The 16,938-nt window shown below is 68.6% G+C and carries 18 protein-coding genes; 11 read left to right on the top strand and 7 right to left on the bottom strand.

The window, feature by feature from the left end; all coding sequences use genetic code 11:
- The first annotated feature begins 40 nt into the window (after positions 1–40).
- From CEP17_RS10385 to pknB, 7 genes are all read left to right on the top strand, one after another.
- On the top strand, positions 41–772 hold the full coding sequence (locus CEP17_RS10385) for a DUF3662 and FHA domain-containing protein (RefSeq protein ID WP_112932174.1): 732 nt from the start codon (positions 41–43) through the stop codon (positions 770–772).
- A complete protein-coding gene (locus tag CEP17_RS10380; protein WP_036319471.1) occupies positions 769–1,314 on the top strand; it encodes an FHA domain-containing protein in 546 nt (181 codons plus the stop codon). Before CEP17_RS10385 ends, CEP17_RS10380 begins: the two co-directional genes overlap by 4 nt.
- A 10-nt stretch (positions 1,315–1,324) precedes the next feature.
- Positions 1,325–2,563 carry a PP2C family serine/threonine-protein phosphatase gene (locus CEP17_RS10375; RefSeq protein ID WP_036319473.1) on the top strand — a complete coding sequence of 413 codons (1,239 nt, stop codon included), beginning with the start codon at positions 1,325–1,327 and terminating at the stop codon, positions 2,561–2,563.
- Positions 2,560–3,951, top strand: coding sequence for an FtsW/RodA/SpoVE family cell cycle protein (locus CEP17_RS10370; RefSeq protein ID WP_036319477.1), 1,392 nt, complete (start codon positions 2,560–2,562; stop codon positions 3,949–3,951). The genes CEP17_RS10375 and CEP17_RS10370 overlap by 4 nt, the downstream gene beginning before the upstream one ends.
- Positions 3,948–5,408, top strand: coding sequence for a penicillin-binding protein 2 (locus CEP17_RS10365; RefSeq protein ID WP_112932173.1), 1,461 nt, complete (start codon positions 3,948–3,950; stop codon positions 5,406–5,408). Before CEP17_RS10370 ends, CEP17_RS10365 begins: the two co-directional genes overlap by 4 nt.
- Entirely contained in the window at positions 5,405–7,135 is a 1,731-nt protein-coding gene (locus CEP17_RS10360; protein WP_112932172.1) for a serine/threonine-protein kinase, read from the top strand. Before CEP17_RS10365 ends, CEP17_RS10360 begins: the two co-directional genes overlap by 4 nt.
- Positions 7,136–7,236: 101 nt before the next feature.
- A complete protein-coding gene (pknB, locus tag CEP17_RS10355) occupies positions 7,237–8,940 on the top strand; it encodes a Stk1 family PASTA domain-containing Ser/Thr kinase (protein ID WP_112932171.1) in 1,704 nt (567 codons plus the stop codon).
- Here pknB and CEP17_RS10350 read toward each other — a convergent pair.
- Genes CEP17_RS10350 through CEP17_RS10345 form a run of 3 tightly spaced genes read right to left on the bottom strand, consistent with a single transcriptional unit; the run spans position 8,875 to position 10,656 of the window.
- Complete coding sequence (locus tag CEP17_RS10350) at positions 8,875–9,585, bottom strand: gamma-glutamyl-gamma-aminobutyrate hydrolase family protein (protein WP_112932170.1); 711 nt, start codon at positions 9,583–9,585, stop codon at positions 8,875–8,877. The two genes, pknB and CEP17_RS10350, sit on opposite strands and share 66 nt — an antisense overlap.
- Entirely contained in the window at positions 9,566–9,724 is a 159-nt protein-coding gene (locus CEP17_RS15185) for a hypothetical protein (RefSeq protein WP_036319487.1), read from the bottom strand. Before CEP17_RS15185 ends, CEP17_RS10350 begins: the two co-directional genes overlap by 20 nt.
- Positions 9,724–10,656, bottom strand: coding sequence for a class E sortase (locus tag CEP17_RS10345; protein WP_239498502.1), 933 nt, complete (start codon positions 10,654–10,656; stop codon positions 9,724–9,726). Before CEP17_RS10345 ends, CEP17_RS15185 begins: the two co-directional genes overlap by 1 nt.
- A gap of 55 nt (positions 10,657–10,711) precedes the next feature.
- Here CEP17_RS10345 and CEP17_RS10340 point away from each other — a divergent pair, with 55 nt between their 5' ends.
- Positions 10,712–10,951 carry a cell division protein CrgA gene (locus CEP17_RS10340; RefSeq protein WP_005054721.1) on the top strand — a complete coding sequence of 80 codons (240 nt, stop codon included), beginning with the start codon at positions 10,712–10,714 and terminating at the stop codon, positions 10,949–10,951.
- Positions 10,952–11,055: 104 nt separating this feature from the next.
- Here the strand turns inward: CEP17_RS10340 and CEP17_RS10335 are convergent, their stop codons facing one another.
- Together CEP17_RS10335 and CEP17_RS10330 are read right to left on the bottom strand one after the other, a co-directional pair.
- Complete coding sequence (locus tag CEP17_RS10335; protein WP_112932169.1) at positions 11,056–11,901, bottom strand: rhomboid family intramembrane serine protease; 846 nt, start codon at positions 11,899–11,901, stop codon at positions 11,056–11,058.
- A gap of 20 nt (positions 11,902–11,921) precedes the next feature.
- The gene (locus CEP17_RS10330) at positions 11,922–12,479 is read right to left on the bottom strand and encodes a peptidylprolyl isomerase (protein ID WP_036282703.1); all 558 of its coding nucleotides are present in this window, start codon (positions 12,477–12,479) and stop codon (positions 11,922–11,924) included.
- 91 nt (positions 12,480–12,570) lie between these two features.
- Between CEP17_RS10330 and CEP17_RS10325 the strand changes: the two genes are divergently transcribed.
- Positions 12,571–13,140, top strand: coding sequence for a hypothetical protein (locus CEP17_RS10325; RefSeq protein ID WP_036319490.1), 570 nt, complete (start codon positions 12,571–12,573; stop codon positions 13,138–13,140).
- Positions 13,133–13,609 carry a YbaK/EbsC family protein gene (locus CEP17_RS10320; protein WP_112932168.1) on the top strand — a complete coding sequence of 159 codons (477 nt, stop codon included), beginning with the start codon at positions 13,133–13,135 and terminating at the stop codon, positions 13,607–13,609. The genes CEP17_RS10325 and CEP17_RS10320 overlap by 8 nt, the downstream gene beginning before the upstream one ends.
- Before the next feature lie 18 nt (positions 13,610–13,627).
- On the opposite strand, the gene CEP17_RS10315 is transcribed toward CEP17_RS10320, so the two are convergent.
- Both CEP17_RS10315 and ilvD read right to left on the bottom strand, forming a co-directional pair.
- Positions 13,628–14,065 carry an NUDIX domain-containing protein gene (locus CEP17_RS10315; protein ID WP_039415234.1) on the bottom strand — a complete coding sequence of 146 codons (438 nt, stop codon included), beginning with the start codon at positions 14,063–14,065 and terminating at the stop codon, positions 13,628–13,630.
- Positions 14,066–14,103: 38 nt separating this feature from the next.
- The gene (ilvD, locus tag CEP17_RS10310) at positions 14,104–16,002 is read right to left on the bottom strand and encodes a dihydroxy-acid dehydratase (protein ID WP_112932167.1); all 1,899 of its coding nucleotides are present in this window, start codon (positions 16,000–16,002) and stop codon (positions 14,104–14,106) included.
- 76 nt (positions 16,003–16,078) lie between these two features.
- Between ilvD and CEP17_RS10305 the strand changes: the two genes are divergently transcribed.
- Positions 16,079–16,924, top strand: coding sequence for a helix-turn-helix transcriptional regulator (locus tag CEP17_RS10305; RefSeq protein ID WP_112932166.1), 846 nt, complete (start codon positions 16,079–16,081; stop codon positions 16,922–16,924).
- Positions 16,925–16,938: the final 14 nt, after the last annotated feature.

The raw sequence follows: 16,938 nt of genomic DNA, 5'->3' as shown, positions 1-16,938 counted from the left end.
ACTAGCATGTACGCACCGGTCGGCGATCCTGAGGAGCCCTGTGGGACTACTGGACAGCTTCGAGAAGGGACTCGAGCGCGCAGTCAACAGCGCGTTCGCGAAGTCCTTCCGTAGCGGCATTCAGCCCGTCGAGATCGCGGCCGCCCTGCGCAGCGAGCTCGATGCGAAGGCTGCCGTCGTCAGCCGCGACCGCATCCTCGCCCCGAACACCTTCGAGGTGCGCATGTCGCCGGCCGATGCCGAGCGCATGCTCGGCCTGGGCAGCGCGCTGGACTCCGAACTGCACACCCTCGTCGACGCTCACGCGAAGGCGCAGGGATTCACCTTCGCCGGCCCCGTCACGATCGCCCTCGCCGGCGATCCCACACTGTCGACGGGCACGCTGCGCGTCGCCTCGCAGACCGCGGCGGGCCAGGTCGCCTGGCGCGGCATCGTCGAGATCGCCGGAGCGCAGCACACGCTGGCGAAGGGACGCACCGTGATCGGACGCGGCAGCGACGCCGACATCACGATCCCGGATGCCGGGACCAGCCGTCGCCATGTCGAGATCCTCTGGGACGGTGAGCGCGCCATGGTGCGCGACATGGGATCGACCAACGGCACGCAGCTGAACGGCACGAAGATCGCCGAAGCGCCGCTGCCCCCCGACTCCGTGGTCACGATCGGCCGCACCGAGATCGTCTTCCGCGTCATCGCACAGGCCGCGCCCCCTCGACCCTCGACCTCTGCCGCCGACGCGACCCGCGCCTTTGGAATCGGAGGATCCGCGTGAGCGAGTTGACTCTCCTGCTGCTGCAGATCGGATTCCTGATCCTGCTGTGGTTCTTCGTCTTCGCCGTCGTCTACTCGCTGCGCGCCGACCTCTTCGGGGTGAAGGTGCGAAAGCTGCCCGAACCCGCGGCCGCCGGTGTCGCCCCCGCGGCATCCGCTCCCGCCCCCGCTCAGGCGGCAACGGCACCCATCGCCCCGGCCGCTCCCGCCGCCGCTGCCAGCCCGAGCGGACCGCAGAAGGCGACCCGCGACGCCGTGTCGCGCATCGTGATCACGAGCGGCCCGAAGGCCGGCCTCGAGCTGCCGCTCGGTTCTGACGCGCTGACGATCGGCCGCTCCAGCGAATCGGGGCTCGTGATCCGCGACGACTACACCTCCAGCCACCACGCGCGCCTGCTGCTCTGGGGCGACCAGTGGATGATCCAGGACCTCGACTCCACCAACGGAACCTGGCACGACGGTGCTCGCGTGAGCACCCCGGTGCCCATCCGCGTGGGCGCACCGATCAAGGTCGGCGCGACGACGTTCGAGCTGAGGAAGTAGCCCGCCTCCCATGGTCTTCGAGGGATCGAGCGTCGCCATCTCCCACACGGGGAAGGTGCGCTCCAACAACCAGGATTCGGGCTACGCGGGCTCGAATCTCTTCGTCGTCGCCGACGGGATGGGCGGCCACGCCGGAGGCGACGTCGCCTCGAGCATCGCCGTCCACCGCCTCAAAGACCTCGACCGCCCGTACACGTCGACCGCCGAGGCCGAACAGGCCCTGCAGGAAGCCATCTCCTCGACCGCCGGCGTGCTGATCGACACCGTCGCGCGACGGCCCGAACTCGCGGGCATGGGCACCACCGTCAGCGGCCTCATCATGGTCGACGACTACGCCGTGATCGCCCACATCGGCGACTCGCGCATCTACCTCTACCGCGACGATGCGCTCACCCAGATCACGACCGACCACACCTTCGTGCAGCGCCTCGTCGACTCGGGTCGCATCACTCCCGAAGAAGCCCGCTACCACCCGCGCCGGTCCGTGCTCATGCGCGTGCTCGGCGACATGGACCCCGACCCCGAGGTCGACACGTTCATCATGCCGACGCAGCCCGGTGATCGCTGGCTGCTCTGCTCCGACGGCCTGTCCGGCGTCGTCGATGACGCCCACACCAGCAAGGTGCTCGGCCACCACTACCCGCCGGGTCGCACTGCCGATCTCCTGCTCAAGCAGGCGCTCGACGGCGGCGCCCCCGACAACGTGACCGTCGTCATCGTCGATGTGGGCGGCAGCCACCCGATGTTCAGCGGTACCGCGACGATCGTCGGCTCGGCATCCAACCCGCAGGGCGTCGACGTGCCGGCCGCCCGCCCCGGGCGCACCAGCTGGCTACACACCGCCCGCCAGGCGGCCAACGAACCGACGCACTTCGAGCCCGCCGCGGAGTTCCTCGAGGAGCTCATCGAGGAAGACCGCCGACGCGCCCGCCGTCGGCGCATCTGGTGGGTCGTCGGCCTGATCGCGATCCTCGCCGCCCTCTCGGCGGCAGCGCTCGGCGCCTACGCCTGGACTCAGACGCGGTACTTCGTCGGCGCCGACACCGACACGGTCGTCATCTACCGCGGCATCCAGCAGGACATCGGACCGATCTCCCTCTCGTCCGTCTACGAGGACACCGGCATCTCCCTGAACGATCTGCCGTTCTATCAACGTCTCGCGGTCACCTCGACGATCTCGGCGCGGTCGCTCTCCGATGCCGAGCAGATCGTCGACACCCTGCGCACCACTCTGGAGGGTGAACGATGAGCTCGGCGACCGACACCGTCCAGGCCGACACGACGGTCGTCAAGGCGCTGAGAAAGCTCCGGATGCCGCAGACGCAGCGCAACCGTGAACTCGGGCTGCTGCTGTTCGCCTTCGTGATCAACGGCGCCGCGATCGCCCTCGTGCAGCTGGGCGCGCTCGGCCACATCGACTGGACGTTCCTCTACTACTGCGGCGCGCTGACGGTGCTCGTGCTCGCCCTGCACATCGTGCTGCGCTTCAAGGCCTCTCAAGCCGACCCGTTCGTCGTCCCCATCGCGACCGTATTGTCGGGTCTGGGCCTCGCGATGATCTACCGCATCGACATCGAAGACCAGAGCACCGGGTGGGACGCCCTCTCGACCCGTCAGCTGGTGTGGCTCGCCATCGCGAGCGCCGCGGCGGTCGCCATCGTGATCTTCCTGAAGAACTACCGCGTGCTCTTCCGCTACACGTACGTGTTCGGATTCGTCGGCATCCTGCTGCTCGTGCTCCCCTTCGTCCCGGGACTGGGCACCGACGCCAACGCCGATGTGTGGATCTCCATCGGCGGTCTCTTCTCCTTCCAGCCGGGCGAGCTGGCGAAGATCGCGCTGGCCATCTTCTTCGCCGGCTATCTCGTGCGCACGCGCGAAGCCCTCACCTCGGTGGGAACGCGTTTCCTCGGCATGACGTGGCCGCGCGCCCGCGAGCTCGGTCCCCTTCTGCTCATCTGGCTCGCCTCGATGGCGATCATCATCTTCCAGCGCGACCTGGGCACGGGTCTGCTCATGTTCGGGATGTTCATCGCGATGATCTACGTGGCCACGGGCAAGACGAGCTGGGCGGTGCTCGGCCTGCTCCTCGCCGTCGGCGGTGCCCTCATCGCCTCGCAGGTGCTCAGCTACGTGGGTGGGCGCTTCCAGAACTGGCTGGACGCCTTCAACCCCGCCGTCATCGACAGCGCGGGCGGCAGCTATCAGCTCGTGAGCGGCATCTTCGGCCTGTCCGAGGGCGGCCTGCTCGGAACCGGTCTCGGGCGTGGACGGCCGGGGCTGACCCCCCTGTCGCAGAGCGACTACATCTTCCCCAGCATCGGCGAAGAGCTGGGGCTCATCGGCGTCTTCGCGATCCTCTGCCTGTACATGGTGTTCACCAGTCGCGGCATCCGCATCGGCATCGCCGGCCAGGACGACTTCGGAAAGCTGCTGGCCACCGGCCTGTCGTTCACCATCGCGCTCCAGGTGTTCATCATGGTCGGGGGCGTCACCCGACTCATCCCCCTGACGGGGCTGACGACCCCGTTCCTCGCGGCGGGCGGATCGTCGCTGGTGGCCAACTGGATCGTCGTCGCGTTGCTGCTGCGCATCTCGGATGCCGTGCGCTCGCGCCCCCGGGTGGTGATCGGATGACCCGCGAACTGCGACGGCTGTCGCTGATCATGCTCGCCATGTTCGTGGCCCTTTTCGGCGCGACCAGCTGGATCCAGGTCGTCCAGGCCGGCGATCTCAGCGAGAACCCGCTCAACAAGCGCGCGCTCTACGACTCGTTCGAGGTGCAGCGCGGGTCGATCATCGCCGGCGACACCGTCATCGCCGACTCGGTGCCCAGCGACGATGTGTACGCCTGGCAGCGCCAGTACACCGACCCCCAGATGTGGGCGCCGGTGACCGGCTACATGAACCCGCTACTGAACTCGGTGACCGGACTCGAGCAGGCGATGAACAAGGAGCTCTCGGGCACCGCCAACTCGCAGTTCCTCTCGCGCGTGGATCAGATCATCACCGGTCAGCCCGCGCGCGGCTCCAACGTGCTGCTCACCCTCGACCCGGCCATCCAGAAGGCCGCCTTCGACGCGCTCGGCACCTATCAGGGCGCCGTCGTCGCCCTCGAGCCCAAGACCGGGCGCGTTCTCGCGATGGTCACGAGCCCGAGCTACGACACCAACGCGATGGCCGTGCACAACGCGCAGCAGGTCAACACGACCTACGACCAGCTGATGAACGCCGCGGTCAACCCGCTCGACAACCGCGCCATCGGTACGCTGAACCCACCCGGGTCGACCTTCAAGCTCGTCGTCGTCTCGGCAGCGCTGGCATCGGGCAAGTTCACGCCCGACTCGACCTTCCCGAACCCCGCGACCTACACGCTGCCGGGCACGTCGACCTCGATCCGCAACTTCGACGGCAACACATGCGGCCCGGGCGATCAGGTCACCATCGCGACCGCCCTGCGCCTGAGCTGCAACATCCCGATGGCCCAGCTGGCCGTCGCCCTCGGTCAGGACGCGCTGCGCGCCGAAGCCGAGAAGTACGGCTTCAACAACGCGAGCATCGACATCCCCCTCGGCGTCGTCACCTCCGCGTACCCGACCAAAGCGCTCGACCAGGCACAGCTCGCGCTGTCGGGTTTCGGTCAGGGCAGCGTCACCGCCACGCCGCTGCAGATGGCGATGGTCGCCGCCGGCATCGCCAACGGTGGCATGGTCATGAAGCCGCGTATGGTCGACCGCGTCGTGGCGCCCGATCTGACCGTGCAGGAGACGTTCGCCGACACCGAGCTGGGTCGTGCGCTGAGCACGACGGATGCCGCGACGATGACCTCGCTGATGATCTCCAATGTCCGTGACGGCGCGGCCAGCGGTGCAACAATAGACGGGGTCGACGTGGCCGGGAAGACCGGTACCGCGGAGCACGGACCCTCGGATCCGTACACTCTCTGGTTCACGGGCTTCGCCCCGGCCAACGACCCGAAAGTGGTCGTCGCCGTGATGGTGGAAAACGGCGGAGGTCTCGGGCAGTCCGGCACGAGCAACGGGATCGCGGCTCCAATCGCGAAGAAAGTCATGGAGGCGGTGCTGAGCAGATGAGACCGACACAGGGTGTGAGCTTCGGTGGACGCTACGAGCTGGACTCGCGGATCGCGATCGGCGGCATGGGTGAGGTCTGGGAGGCCACCGACCATGTGATCGGACGCACCGTCGCGATCAAGATCCTCAAAGACGAGTACATGGGGGACCCGGGCTTCCTGGAGCGCTTCCGTGCCGAGGCCCGCCACGCGGCGCTCGTCAACCACGAGGGGATCGCGAGCGTCTTCGACTACGGCGAGGAGAACGGCTCCGCCTTCCTCGTGATGGAGCTCGTGCCCGGGGAAGCCCTGTCGACCATCCTCGAGCGCGAAGGGTCGCTGTCCACCGACAAGACCCTCGACATCGTCGCTCAGACCGCCGCCGCCCTGCAGGCCGCCCACGCCGCCGGTCTCGTGCACCGCGACGTCAAGCCGGGGAACCTGCTCATCACTCCCGACGGACGGGTGAAGATCACCGACTTCGGCATCGCCCGCATCGCCGATCAGGTACCGCTCACGGCCACCGGTCAGGTGATGGGAACCGTGCAGTACCTCTCGCCGGAGCAGGCGTCGGGCCACGCGGCATCCCCCGCGACCGACATCTACTCGCTGGGCATCGTCGCCTACGAGTGCCTCGCCGGCAAGCGTCCCTTCACCGGCGAGTCGCAGGTCGCGATCGCGATGGCGCAGATCAACGACACCCCGCCGCCGCTGGCCGCCACCATCGCCGAGCCGGTGCGCAACTTCGTGATGAGCATGATCGCGAAGAAGCCCGAGGACCGTCCCGCGACCGCCTCGGCGGTCGCCCGCGCGGCGACCGCACTTCGTCGCGGCGATGTCGCCGGCGCGGCGGCCATCGTCCCAGCGATCGCCGGCGGCATGGCCATGGACGAGGCGACCAAGCTCCTCACGCCGGGCGTCGCGACCCAGGAGGCCACACGTCTGCTGCCGACGGCGGGAGCGGTGGGCGCCGTCGCGGCCGCCGACGCCGCGGACGAGCCGCAGAAGAAGAAGCGCAGCCCGTGGACGTGGCCGCTGGTCGCGCTCATCGCCCTGCTGCTCATCGTGCTGGGCGGCACACTGTTCGCCCTCTTCGCGAATCAGGGCGCGCAGCCCGCTCCGACGTCGAGCTCCTCGACATCGCAGACACCCAGCCGCTCCGCGACGCCCCCGTCACCGTCTCCGAGCTCTACAACGGTGTCGATCGATAGCCTCCAACTCATCGGCAAGACCTGTGACGAGGCGCAGACCGCTGCAAAGGCTGCCAAGGTCAACGTCACCTGTGAGCGCGGCTCCGCCGCGCCGAGCGAAGACCAGGTCGGAAAGATCTACCAGACCAACCCCACGCGCGGGGACGTTCAGCTCGGCTCCATCATCACGGTCACCTTCTACGACGAGATGAGCCCGATCGGCACGCCGAACGCGCCGACGGTGACGAACGACCCGAAGGGGTCCCAGACCTTCACCGTGACGTGGGAGGCGTTCAGCGGGTGCCCGGCCGGATCATCGGTGACGGCGTACAACTTCACAGTGATCAACGGCACCTTCAACGCCAACAACAGCACGACCTACCAGTCGCCCACCGCTCCGCGGAGCCTTCAGGTGACGGCGGACAAGAACGTGCAGCCGGGCTCGTTGATCCTCGTGAAGTACAGCGCGCAGTGCGGCGATCGCACGAGCCCGGACTCGCAGGAGGGTCAGGCTCCGATCCCGACGACGACGACGCCCACGGGCACGCCGGCTCCCTGAGCGGCGCCGCGCCCCCGGGGTGGGGGGCGCGGACTGACGGATCCAGGGGTCGCACAGGAGGGTTCTATTAGGCTGGCTATGAGTCAGCCCAGGGGAGAGAAGTGTCTGCAGATCCGCGTGTGCTGTCCGAGCGGTATCGGGTCGATGAACTCATCGGCCGCGGAGGCATGGCCAGCGTGTATCGCGGGCAGGACCTGACCCTCGGGCGTCAGGTGGCGATCAAGATCCTCAAGCGGGAGCTCGCCGAAGACAGTGCGTTCCGCACGCGGTTCCGGCTCGAGGCGCAGTCGGCATCGAGGATGTCGCACCCCGCGATCGTCCGCGTCTACGACGCCGGTGAAGATGCCGAGACCGACCCGGACGGCTCGACGCATCCCGTGCCGTACATCGTGATGGAACTCGTGGAGGGCACCCTTCTCAAGGATGTCGTCAGCGACGGCGGCGTGCCCGTCGGCGACGCCATCCGCTACGTGGACGGCATCCTCGAAGCACTCGAGTACTCCCATCGCGCCGGCGTCGTCCACCGCGACATCAAGCCCGGAAACGTCATGATCACCGCCGGCGGCCAGGTGAAGGTGATGGACTTCGGCATCGCGCGCGCCGTGTCCGACTCTTCCTCCACCGTCGCCGAGACCACCGCGATCATCGGCACCGCGGCCTACCTGTCGCCGGAGCAGGCCAAGGGCGAGCCGGTCGATGCGCGCGCCGACCTCTACTCCGCCGGCATCGTGCTGTACGAGCTGCTCACCGGTCGCCAGCCCTTCCGCGGCGAGTCACCGGTCGCCGTCGCCTACCAGCACGTGAGCGAGACGCCCCTGCCGCCGTCCGAACTGGTCGATGCGATCCCGCGCTCGATCGACGCCGTGGCGCTGCGCGCTCTCGCCAAGGATCCGTTCCAGCGATACCAGGACGCGGCGTCGTTCCGCCAGGCGCTCGACGCCACCGTGGACGGTCACGCCCCCACGAAGAAGCAGGTCGGCGCGCTGGCGAGCGAGCTGTACGGTGCGAATCCGCGACAGGCTGCCGAGACGGCCCGGTCGCTGCGACAGCTCACCGCCGACACCACGATGCGACGGACGCAGGCCGGACCCCCGGCCGCCTGGATCTGGGCCGGCGTGGCGCTGCTCGCCGTCGTGCTGATCTCCGTGCTGATCTGGGTGATCACGATACGTCCCGGCAGCGCGGTTCCCCAGAACTCGCGCGTCGTCGAGGACGTCGTCGACATGTCGTGGGACCGCGCCAGCGAGAAGCTGGCGGGGCAGGATCTCGAGGCGAAGCGCGTGGACCAGAGCGACGACGGGATCGTGGCCGGCAACGTCATCCGCACCGATCCCGCCGCGGGCACCATCGTCGCGCCCGGCCAGACGATCACGGTCTACGTCTCCACGGGACAGCAGACCAGCGCCATGCCCGATATCGCCGGAAAGTCCTCGACAGATGCCGAAGCGGCTCTGAAGGCCGTCGGATTGCAGCTCGGCGCCGTGACGACGCGCAGCGATCCCGACCTCGCCCAGGGCATCGTGATCTCCGCCGATCAGACCGCCGGCACGCAGATCCCGGTCGGAACGCGCGTGAACCTCACGGTCGCCAGCGGCAAGGTCGCTCTGGTGAATCTCGTCGGTTACACCGTCGACGCGGCGACCCGCGACCTCACCTCCGATGACCTCAAGCTCACCGCGAGCGTCGTCGAAGACCCATCGTGCCCCGCCGTGGGATCGACACCGATCGTCGCCGGGCAGTCACTGCCCCCGGGCGACGTGCCGATCCACTCCACGGTCGAGCTCCGCGTCTGCACCGGAAAGTAGTCCGCGCAGGGGCCGCAGCTCACGGCCCCGCGCCTCGGCGCCGGTGACTCCGATGCGCTCGAGCCATGCGCCCAGCAGCAGATGGCCCCCCTCGGTGAGCACCGACTCGGGATGAAACTGCACCCCCCAGAGCGGCAGGTCACGGTGGGCGAGTCCCATGATGACTCCGGACGACGTCTGCGCTGTCACCTGGAGTTCGGCGGGCAGTGAGTCCGGAACGACGGCGAGGGAGTGGTATCGCGTCGCGGGGAAGGGTGAGGGCAGTCCCGTGAAGGGGAACGCGCCGTCGTGCCACACCTGCGACGTCGTGCCGTGGCGCAGTCGGGGGGCTTCGGCGACCGTCGCGCCGAACGCCGCCGCGAGCACCTGGTGGCCCAAGCACACCCCGAGCAGAGGGATCCCCTGACCCCCCGCCGCGCGCACGATGTCGATCGACGCCCCGGCATCCGCGGGGGCGCCGGGCCCCGGCGAGATCAGCACTCCGGCATACGGCGCGATCAACGCACCCGCGTCGTCGACGGCATCCGCTTCGACCATGTCGGTCGTCGCACCCAGCTCCTGCAGATAGCCGGTGAGCGTGTGAACGAAGCTGTCGTGGTTGTCGACGACGAGGACGCGACGCCCGTCAGCCGCCGACCGTGGCATCCTGCGGATTGATGAACTGGCCGACCCACGGGAACACGTACCAGAACAGCCCGTAGAGCACTGCGGCGAGCAGGACCAGCAGAATCACGATGCGCACCCAGGCCGGGCCGGGCAGAACGCGCCAGAGGGCGGCATACATCAGGCGGACACTCCCTGGGTCAGCGAGGCGGGCGGTCCCGCCGAGGTCGGAGTGAAGCTCTCGAACACGGCGTATGCGATGATGCGCTCGAGCATGTTGAGCTTCGGGGCACAGCTGGTCAGGGTGAGGTAACGGCCGTTGGCCGCCATGCCCACCTGCTGCGGAACGGGCAGCAAGACCTCGACCTGCGTCGCCTGGACGTACTCCAGAGTACGGAAGCGATAGGTGTACCAGCCGTCCGGGGTCTGGATGACGATGGCGTCGCCGATCACGAGCTTGTCGATCGGGTCGAAGGGTGCGCCCGAGGTCCACCGATGGGCGGCGTACACGGTGTTGCCGACCTCTCCGGGCATGGCGGTGTCGGTGTAGTGACCGATCTCGCCCGCGTCGAGGATGTCGTGACGGCCGGTGCCCGCGGCCACGGTGAACTGCCAGTTCGGCCCGAAACGCGGGATGAACATGACCCCGAACTGCTGACCGTAGTCCTTCTGGGCCATTACCGGAACGACAGGTGCGGCGGCCTCCGGAGATGAGCTCGCGCTCGGAGATGGAGACGGAGTGTCGGATGCCGTCGGGCTCTGCGATGCCTGCTGCAGCCAGCTCTGCGACAGCGCGCTGGCCTCGGTGTGCTTCTGCGACCCGATGATCCAGTCACCGATCCACATCTGCCAGGCGACGTAGAGCAGTGCGATGACGCCGGCCGTGATCAGCAGCTCGCCGAGGACGCCGAGGAAAGAGGCTCGTCGCCGCGGCTTCACCGGCTTGACCGGGCGCGCCGCCGGGGACGTGCCCTCCGGCTCCTGCGAGTTCGTCTGCGCCGGGATCGTCGGCCCGGACCCCTCCGACTGCGCGGCAAGACGCCGCGCACGTCGAGACGTGTGCTCGAGGGGGTCGATGCCCTCGGCTGCGTTGTCGCCGGTGCCGTCCTTCACGCTGTGATTGTCGCACAGCGTGGCTGGGGGAGACCTGCCAGGTAGAATCTTGGCCATGGCGCGTTCAGGAAAGCACGACGAGCAGGTCGCGGAGTACGGCGAGGGCGAGTCCGCACCCAACCCGGTGTGGTTCAAGCCCATCATGCTCGGGCTCATGATCCTGGGGCTGCTGTGGGTGATCGTGTTCTACCTGAGCAACCAGGCGCTGCCGATTCCCGGCATCGCCGGATGGAACCTCGTCATCGGCTTCGGGATCGCCTTCATCGGGTTCCTGATGACGACGCGCTGGCGCTGATCGCCGCCCCGCGGTCTTTCCACAGGTGTCAGCGCCTGTGAGTTACACCGGTGTAATTCATCCCCATCTGTGGATGAGCCTGTGGATAAGTCTCCGCTGACGGCCTAGGCGTAGATGAACAAGGGCACCGCGAGGAGGCCCAGCAGACCCGCCCCGACCGCGACGAGCAACCATACTTGCAGCCCCCGTTGTCGGATCTTGCGCGTTCGGGCGAAGATCACGCCGATCAGCGCACCCACGAGCCCGCCGCCGATGTGAGCCGGCCACGCGATGCCCGATCCGGGCAGGAACGTGATCACGAGGTTGATCCCGAGAAGCACGGCGATCGCGGTGACGTTGGCGCCGAGGTGACGACCGATGACGAACATCGCGCCCAGAAGACCCCAGACCGCACCGGAAGCGCCGACGACCCATGTCGTCGGCGCGACGAAGGCGCCCAGCACGGATCCACCCAACGCGCTCAGGAGGTAGAGCGCCAAGAAACGCCACCGCCCGAGCAGCGGTTCGAGACTGCGTCCCAGCGCCCACAGCGCCAGCATGTTGAAGGCGATGTGGAAAGGGCTCGCGTGCACGAGCGTCACGGTCAACAATCGCCAAGGCTGCGTGTAGGCCAGCCACGGTGCGAACGCAAAAAGACTCTGAACCAGCGGGCCGATGCCCGGGATCAGTCCGATCAGGTAGAACACGGTGGTGACGATGACCAACGTGTACGTCACGACCGGTTTGCCGTCGATGCCGGACGGACGCCGTCGCGGCATCCGCGTGACATTCGCCTTGGCGGCCTGGCGCTGCTCGGCGAGGCACTCCGGACAGATCACGCCCACCGGCAGCGGCGTCTGGCACTCTCCGCAGATCGTGCGCAGACACCGCTGGCAGAGCACGAAGCTCTGGCGGTCAGGATGCCGGTAGCAGAAGTTGTCCGGATTGGTGCGGATGTCGGAGTCGGTCACGCGGGCCGGTTCCGCTCTCTTCAGGCGGGGACGACGTCGATCGAGCTGATCACGACGGGCTCGATCGGGCGGTCGCCCGCGGCGGTCGGAACGGCCGAGATCGCGTCGACGACGGCACGCGAGGCATCGTCGGCGACCTCGCCGAAGATCGTGTGCTTGCCGTTGAGCCACGGCGTCGGATCGGTCGTGATGAAGAACTGCGAGCCGTTGGTGCCCTCGGCCTTGCCCGTGATGGCGTTGCGGCGCAGTCCGGCGTTGGCCATCGCGAGCAGGTAGGGCGCACCGAACGTGAGCTCGGGGTGGATCTCGTCGTTGAAGTTGTAGCCCGGGCCCCCGACGCCCTGACCGAGCGGGTCGCCGCCCTGGATCATGAAGTTCGGGATGATGCGGTGGAAGATGACGTCCTTGTACAGCGGACCCTCGCCGGGCTTGCCGGTCGCCGGGTGCGTCCAGGCCTGCGAGCCGTCGGCCAGACCCGTGAAGTTCTGCACGGTGCGCGGTGCGTGGTCTCCGAAGAGGTTGACGACGATGTCGCCGTGGTTGGTGTGGATGGTCGCGACGGCGGTGTGGATCGGCATGCCTAGCATTCTCTCACCTGTCAACCCCTCGCGAGGCCCGGGAGGTCTGGCAAGATGGGATGAAACCCAGCCGGAACCCAGGGAGGGCACCGTGAGCCTCAGCCGCAAGCGCAAGAAGGAACTCCGCAAGCTCCAGCACCAGGCGAACACGCTGTGGGAGTCGCAGCAGGTCCTGATCGGACAGGCGGGCGAGGTCGCCCGCGAAGCCGGCCGCCAGCTCGGCAACTACAACCGCGAGCAGGTCGTGCCGACCGTGCAGCACACCTACGAGAAGTACGCCGCCCCCTATGTCGAGCAGGGCGTCGCGACCTCCAAGAAGGTCTACAACGACAAGGTCGTCCCGACGGCGGGTGCCCTGATCGGTTCGGCGCTCTCGGTGTGGGATGCCGCGAACGAGAAGCGTCAAGATCTGGCCGCCGGTCGCGGTTTCGGATCGATCGACCTCGCCGCTCTGCAGAAGAAGGCCGACAAGTACGGCAAGAAGGCGACGAAGCAGCTGAGCGTCCCCGCTGCGAAGAAGGGGATCGGCGCCGGGGGCGTCATCGCGATCCTCCTCGGCATCGCGGCGGCGGCCGGCGTGGTCTACGCGGCGTGGCAGACCCTTCGCGCGGACGACGAGTTGTGGGTGGCGGACGACCCGCTGCGCGCCCCGGATGCCTGATCCCCTCGACCGCGTCCGAGATGCGGCCGCCGCGCGCGGCCTGGCCATCGAGGTTCGTGAGCGGCCCGCGGCATCCAGCCTTGCGGAGGCGGCCGGCCTGCTCGGTCTGCAGCCTGCTGACATCGTCAAGACACTCGTGGTCAAGAAGTCCGACGACACGTATCTGTTCGCGTTGATTCCGGGAGATCTGGCGATCTCCTGGCCGAAACTGCGCGCGCTGGTCGGGGTGAACAAGCTGAGACTCCCCGAGCCGGAGCTCGCTCTGGCCGCGACCGGCTACGAGCGGGGAACCATCGTGCCGATCGGCAGCACGAACGACTGGCCGGTGTACGCGGACGCGTCGATCGTGGGCAGACGTATCGCGATGGGTGCCGGGGCGCACGGCTACAGCCTGTTCGTCGACGCCGACGACCTCATCCGTGCATACGATGCGACGGTTGCCGACATCTCGCAGCCGGCGGCGTCCTGAGCCGATCGCACTGCGCGCTCAGACCGCGCCGGTGACGGCCACGCCGGCCATCCCGAGCGCGATGTCGACGAGCTTCACCCGTTGCGGCGGCAGCGCCGTGAGGTCGAACCACTCCGCCCGATCGGTCGATCCGTTCTTCTCGTGGCGCAGCTGACCTCCCGTCACCTGCGCGCGGTACACGATGCGCAGCGTATGCAGGGGCTCGGTGTCGGCAGCGAAGACCCGGCGGTTCGCCGGGATCACGCGGGAGTGGATGCCGAGGAGCGTGCCGATCCGCACGCGGTACCCGGTCTCCTCCCACACCTCTCGGCGCGCGGCATCCACGGGATCCTCGCCCTCTTCCAGGCCGCCGCCGGGCATGGTCCAAGCTCCCCGGCGCCCCTGGTGCCAGTGAGCGAGCAGCACGCGGTCGGACTCGTCGACGACGACGGCGTAGGCGGCGACCCGCAAGTCCATGCCGAGAGCCTAGCGGTCGCGATCGGCAGATCCGAGGGTCAGGCCGAAGCCGTCCGCAGCTCGCGTTCACGCAGCGCACGTTCGACGGATTCGACATCGCGGACGGCTCCGCGATCGGCCGACGTCGCCATCGCCGCATACGCCCGCAGCGCCAGCGACACCGGTCGCTGACGATCGCGCGGCGCGTATCCGCCCTCGTCCAGCAGTCGGGCGCGACGTCGCTCGAGCTCGTCGTCGTCCACACGCAGGCTCATCGACCGCGACGGGATGTCGATGTCGACGATGTCACCGTCTTCGACGAGGGCGATGATCCCGCCGCTGGCTGCTTCCGGCGAGACGTGACCGATGGACAGACCCGACGTGCCGCCCGAGAAACGACCGTCGGTCACCAGGGCGCACACCTTGCCCAGGCCCCGGCCCTTGAGGAACGAGGTGGGATGCAGCATCTCCTGCATACCCGGGCCGCCCTTGGGACCCTCGTACCGGATCACGACGACGTCACCCGGCTGCACCTTCTTGCCGAGGATCTTCGCCACCGCCTCCTCTTGCGACTCGCAGACCACCGCAGGACCCGAGAACACCAGGATCGAGGGGTCCACGCCCGCGGTCTTGACCACGGCGCCGTCCACCGCGAGGTTGCCGCGCAGCACCGCGAGACCACCGTCGGCGGAGTAGGCGTGCGCGACGGAGCGGATGCAGCCGTTCTCGGCATCCTCGTCCAGGGTCGCCCAGCGCTCCGACTGCGAGAACGCGCTCGAGGAGCGCACGCCTCCGGGTGCCGCGTGCCAGAGCTCACGCGCCGCGTCGGAAGCCGTACCCCCGCGCACGTCCCACTCGCCCAGCCACGCGTCCAGCGAGGCCGCGTGGATCGACGAGACATCGGAGTTGAGCAGCCCCGCGCGGTGCAGCTCGCCGAGGATGGTGGGGATGCCGCCGGCGCGGTGCACGTCCTCCATGTAGTACATGCGGCCGTAGGCCGGGTTGGGTGCGATCTTCGCAAGGCACGGCACGCGACGGGAGATGGCGTCGATCTCGTCGAGACCGAAGTCGATGCCGGCCTCGTGCGCCGCGGCCAGCAGGTGGAGGATCGTGTTCGTCGATCCGCCCATCGCGATGTCGAGCGCCATCGCGTTGGCGAAGGCCGCCGGGCTCGCGACGGCGCGCGGAAGCACCGACGCGTCGTCTTCGTCGTAGAACGCCCGCGTGATCTGCACCGCGACCTCGCCCGCCTTCTCGTACAGCGCGCGGCGGGCGGTGTGGGTCGCCAGTACCGAGCCGTTGCCGGGAAGGGCGAGGCCGAGCGCTTCGACGAGACAGTTCATCGAGTTGGCCGTGAACATGCCCGAGCACGACCCGCACGTCGGGCAGGCGTTCTCCTCGATGCGCTGGATGTCGGCATCCGACACCGTGTCGTTCGCCGCCTCGGAGATCGCGTCGACCAGGTCGAGGGTGCGGACGGTCCCGTCGACCAGAGTCGCCCGGCCCGACTCCATCGGACCGCCCGAGACGAAGACGGTCGGAATGTTGAGGCGGAGGGCCGCCATCAGCATTCCGGGCGTGATCTTGTCGCAGTTGGAGATGCACACGAGCGCGTCGGCCTGGTGCGCGTTGACCATGTATTCCACCGAGTCGGCGATCAGATCGCGTGAGGGCAGCGAGTACAGCATGCCGCCGTGCCCCATGGCGATGCCGTCGTCGACGGCGATGGTGTTGAACTCGCGCGGGATGCCGCCGGCCGCGGTGATCGCGTCGGAGACGATGCGGCCCACCGGCTGCAGGTGCGTGTGGCCGGGGACGAACTCGGTGAAGCTGTTGGCGACGGCGATCATCGGCTTGCCGAAGTCGGCGGCGTTGACGCCGGCGGCGCGGAACAGGGCACGGGCGCCAGCGGCGTTGCGGCCGTGCGTGACGGTGCGGGAGCGCAGAGGGGTGGGCATGGTTCCACTCTGGATGCCGCGGCACGCGGTCGGAAGTCTGCGCTGCTCCTAGTAGTGGCAGTACTAGGTTTGTGGGGTGACTGACGACAGCACCCGCGACGACGGCCGTCAGCGGCGGCAGGAGCTGGGCTCGTTCCTGCGACGCCAACGCGAGCGTCTCGATCGGGCCGCCTACGGGCTGCCGCCGGCCGGCCGTGGTCGAGCCGTGGGCCTGCGGCGCGAGGAGGTCTCGTACCTGTCGGGGGTGAGCGTCACCTGGTACACGTGGCTCGAGCAGGGGCGCGACATCCACCCCTCGCGCCAAGTCCTGGACGCCGTCGCGGCGGCGCTGCGCCTCACCGACGCCGAACACGATTACGTGCTGAGTCTCGTGGGCCTCGCGCCACGGCCGGCGGCCCGCGCCGATGCCGTGGATACGGCGCCCGCCGCCGTGCAGCGCTTTCTCGACGCCCTCGACGACCACCCCGCGTACGCACTCGCCCCCGACTGGGGGATCGCGGGCTGGAACAGCGCGTATGAGCGCCTGTACCCCGGTGTGGCCACGACCTCGTCGGAAGATCGCAACCTTCTCTGGCTCGTGTTCACCGACCCGTCGGTGCGCTCGCTGCTGGACGACTGGGACGACACGAGCAGAAGATTCCTCGCCGAGTTCCGCGCCGAGGCCGGACCTCGTCTGGGAGATCCGCGCTACCGCGATCTGGTTGCGAGACTGATCGCGGCCAGCGACGACTTCCGCACCCGGTGGAACGAGCACGGCGTGGGGGGCTTCGTCTCACGCGAGCGCGTGTTCCGCCATCCCGAACGGGGGCGGCTGGTGTTCGAGCACCACCAGCTGCGACCGTCGGATCACACCGACGTGCAACTCGTGGTCTACGTCGCGGATGCCGAGACCCGGCAGCGCTTCGCCCGCACGACGGACTGACGCTGCGCCGCCGC

Origin of the sequence: Microbacterium sp. PM5 (assembly GCF_003293595.1) — a bacterium.
Classification (GTDB): domain Bacteria; phylum Actinomycetota; class Actinomycetes; order Actinomycetales; family Microbacteriaceae; genus Microbacterium.
This window is presented reverse-complemented; position numbering and strand designations above follow the sequence as displayed.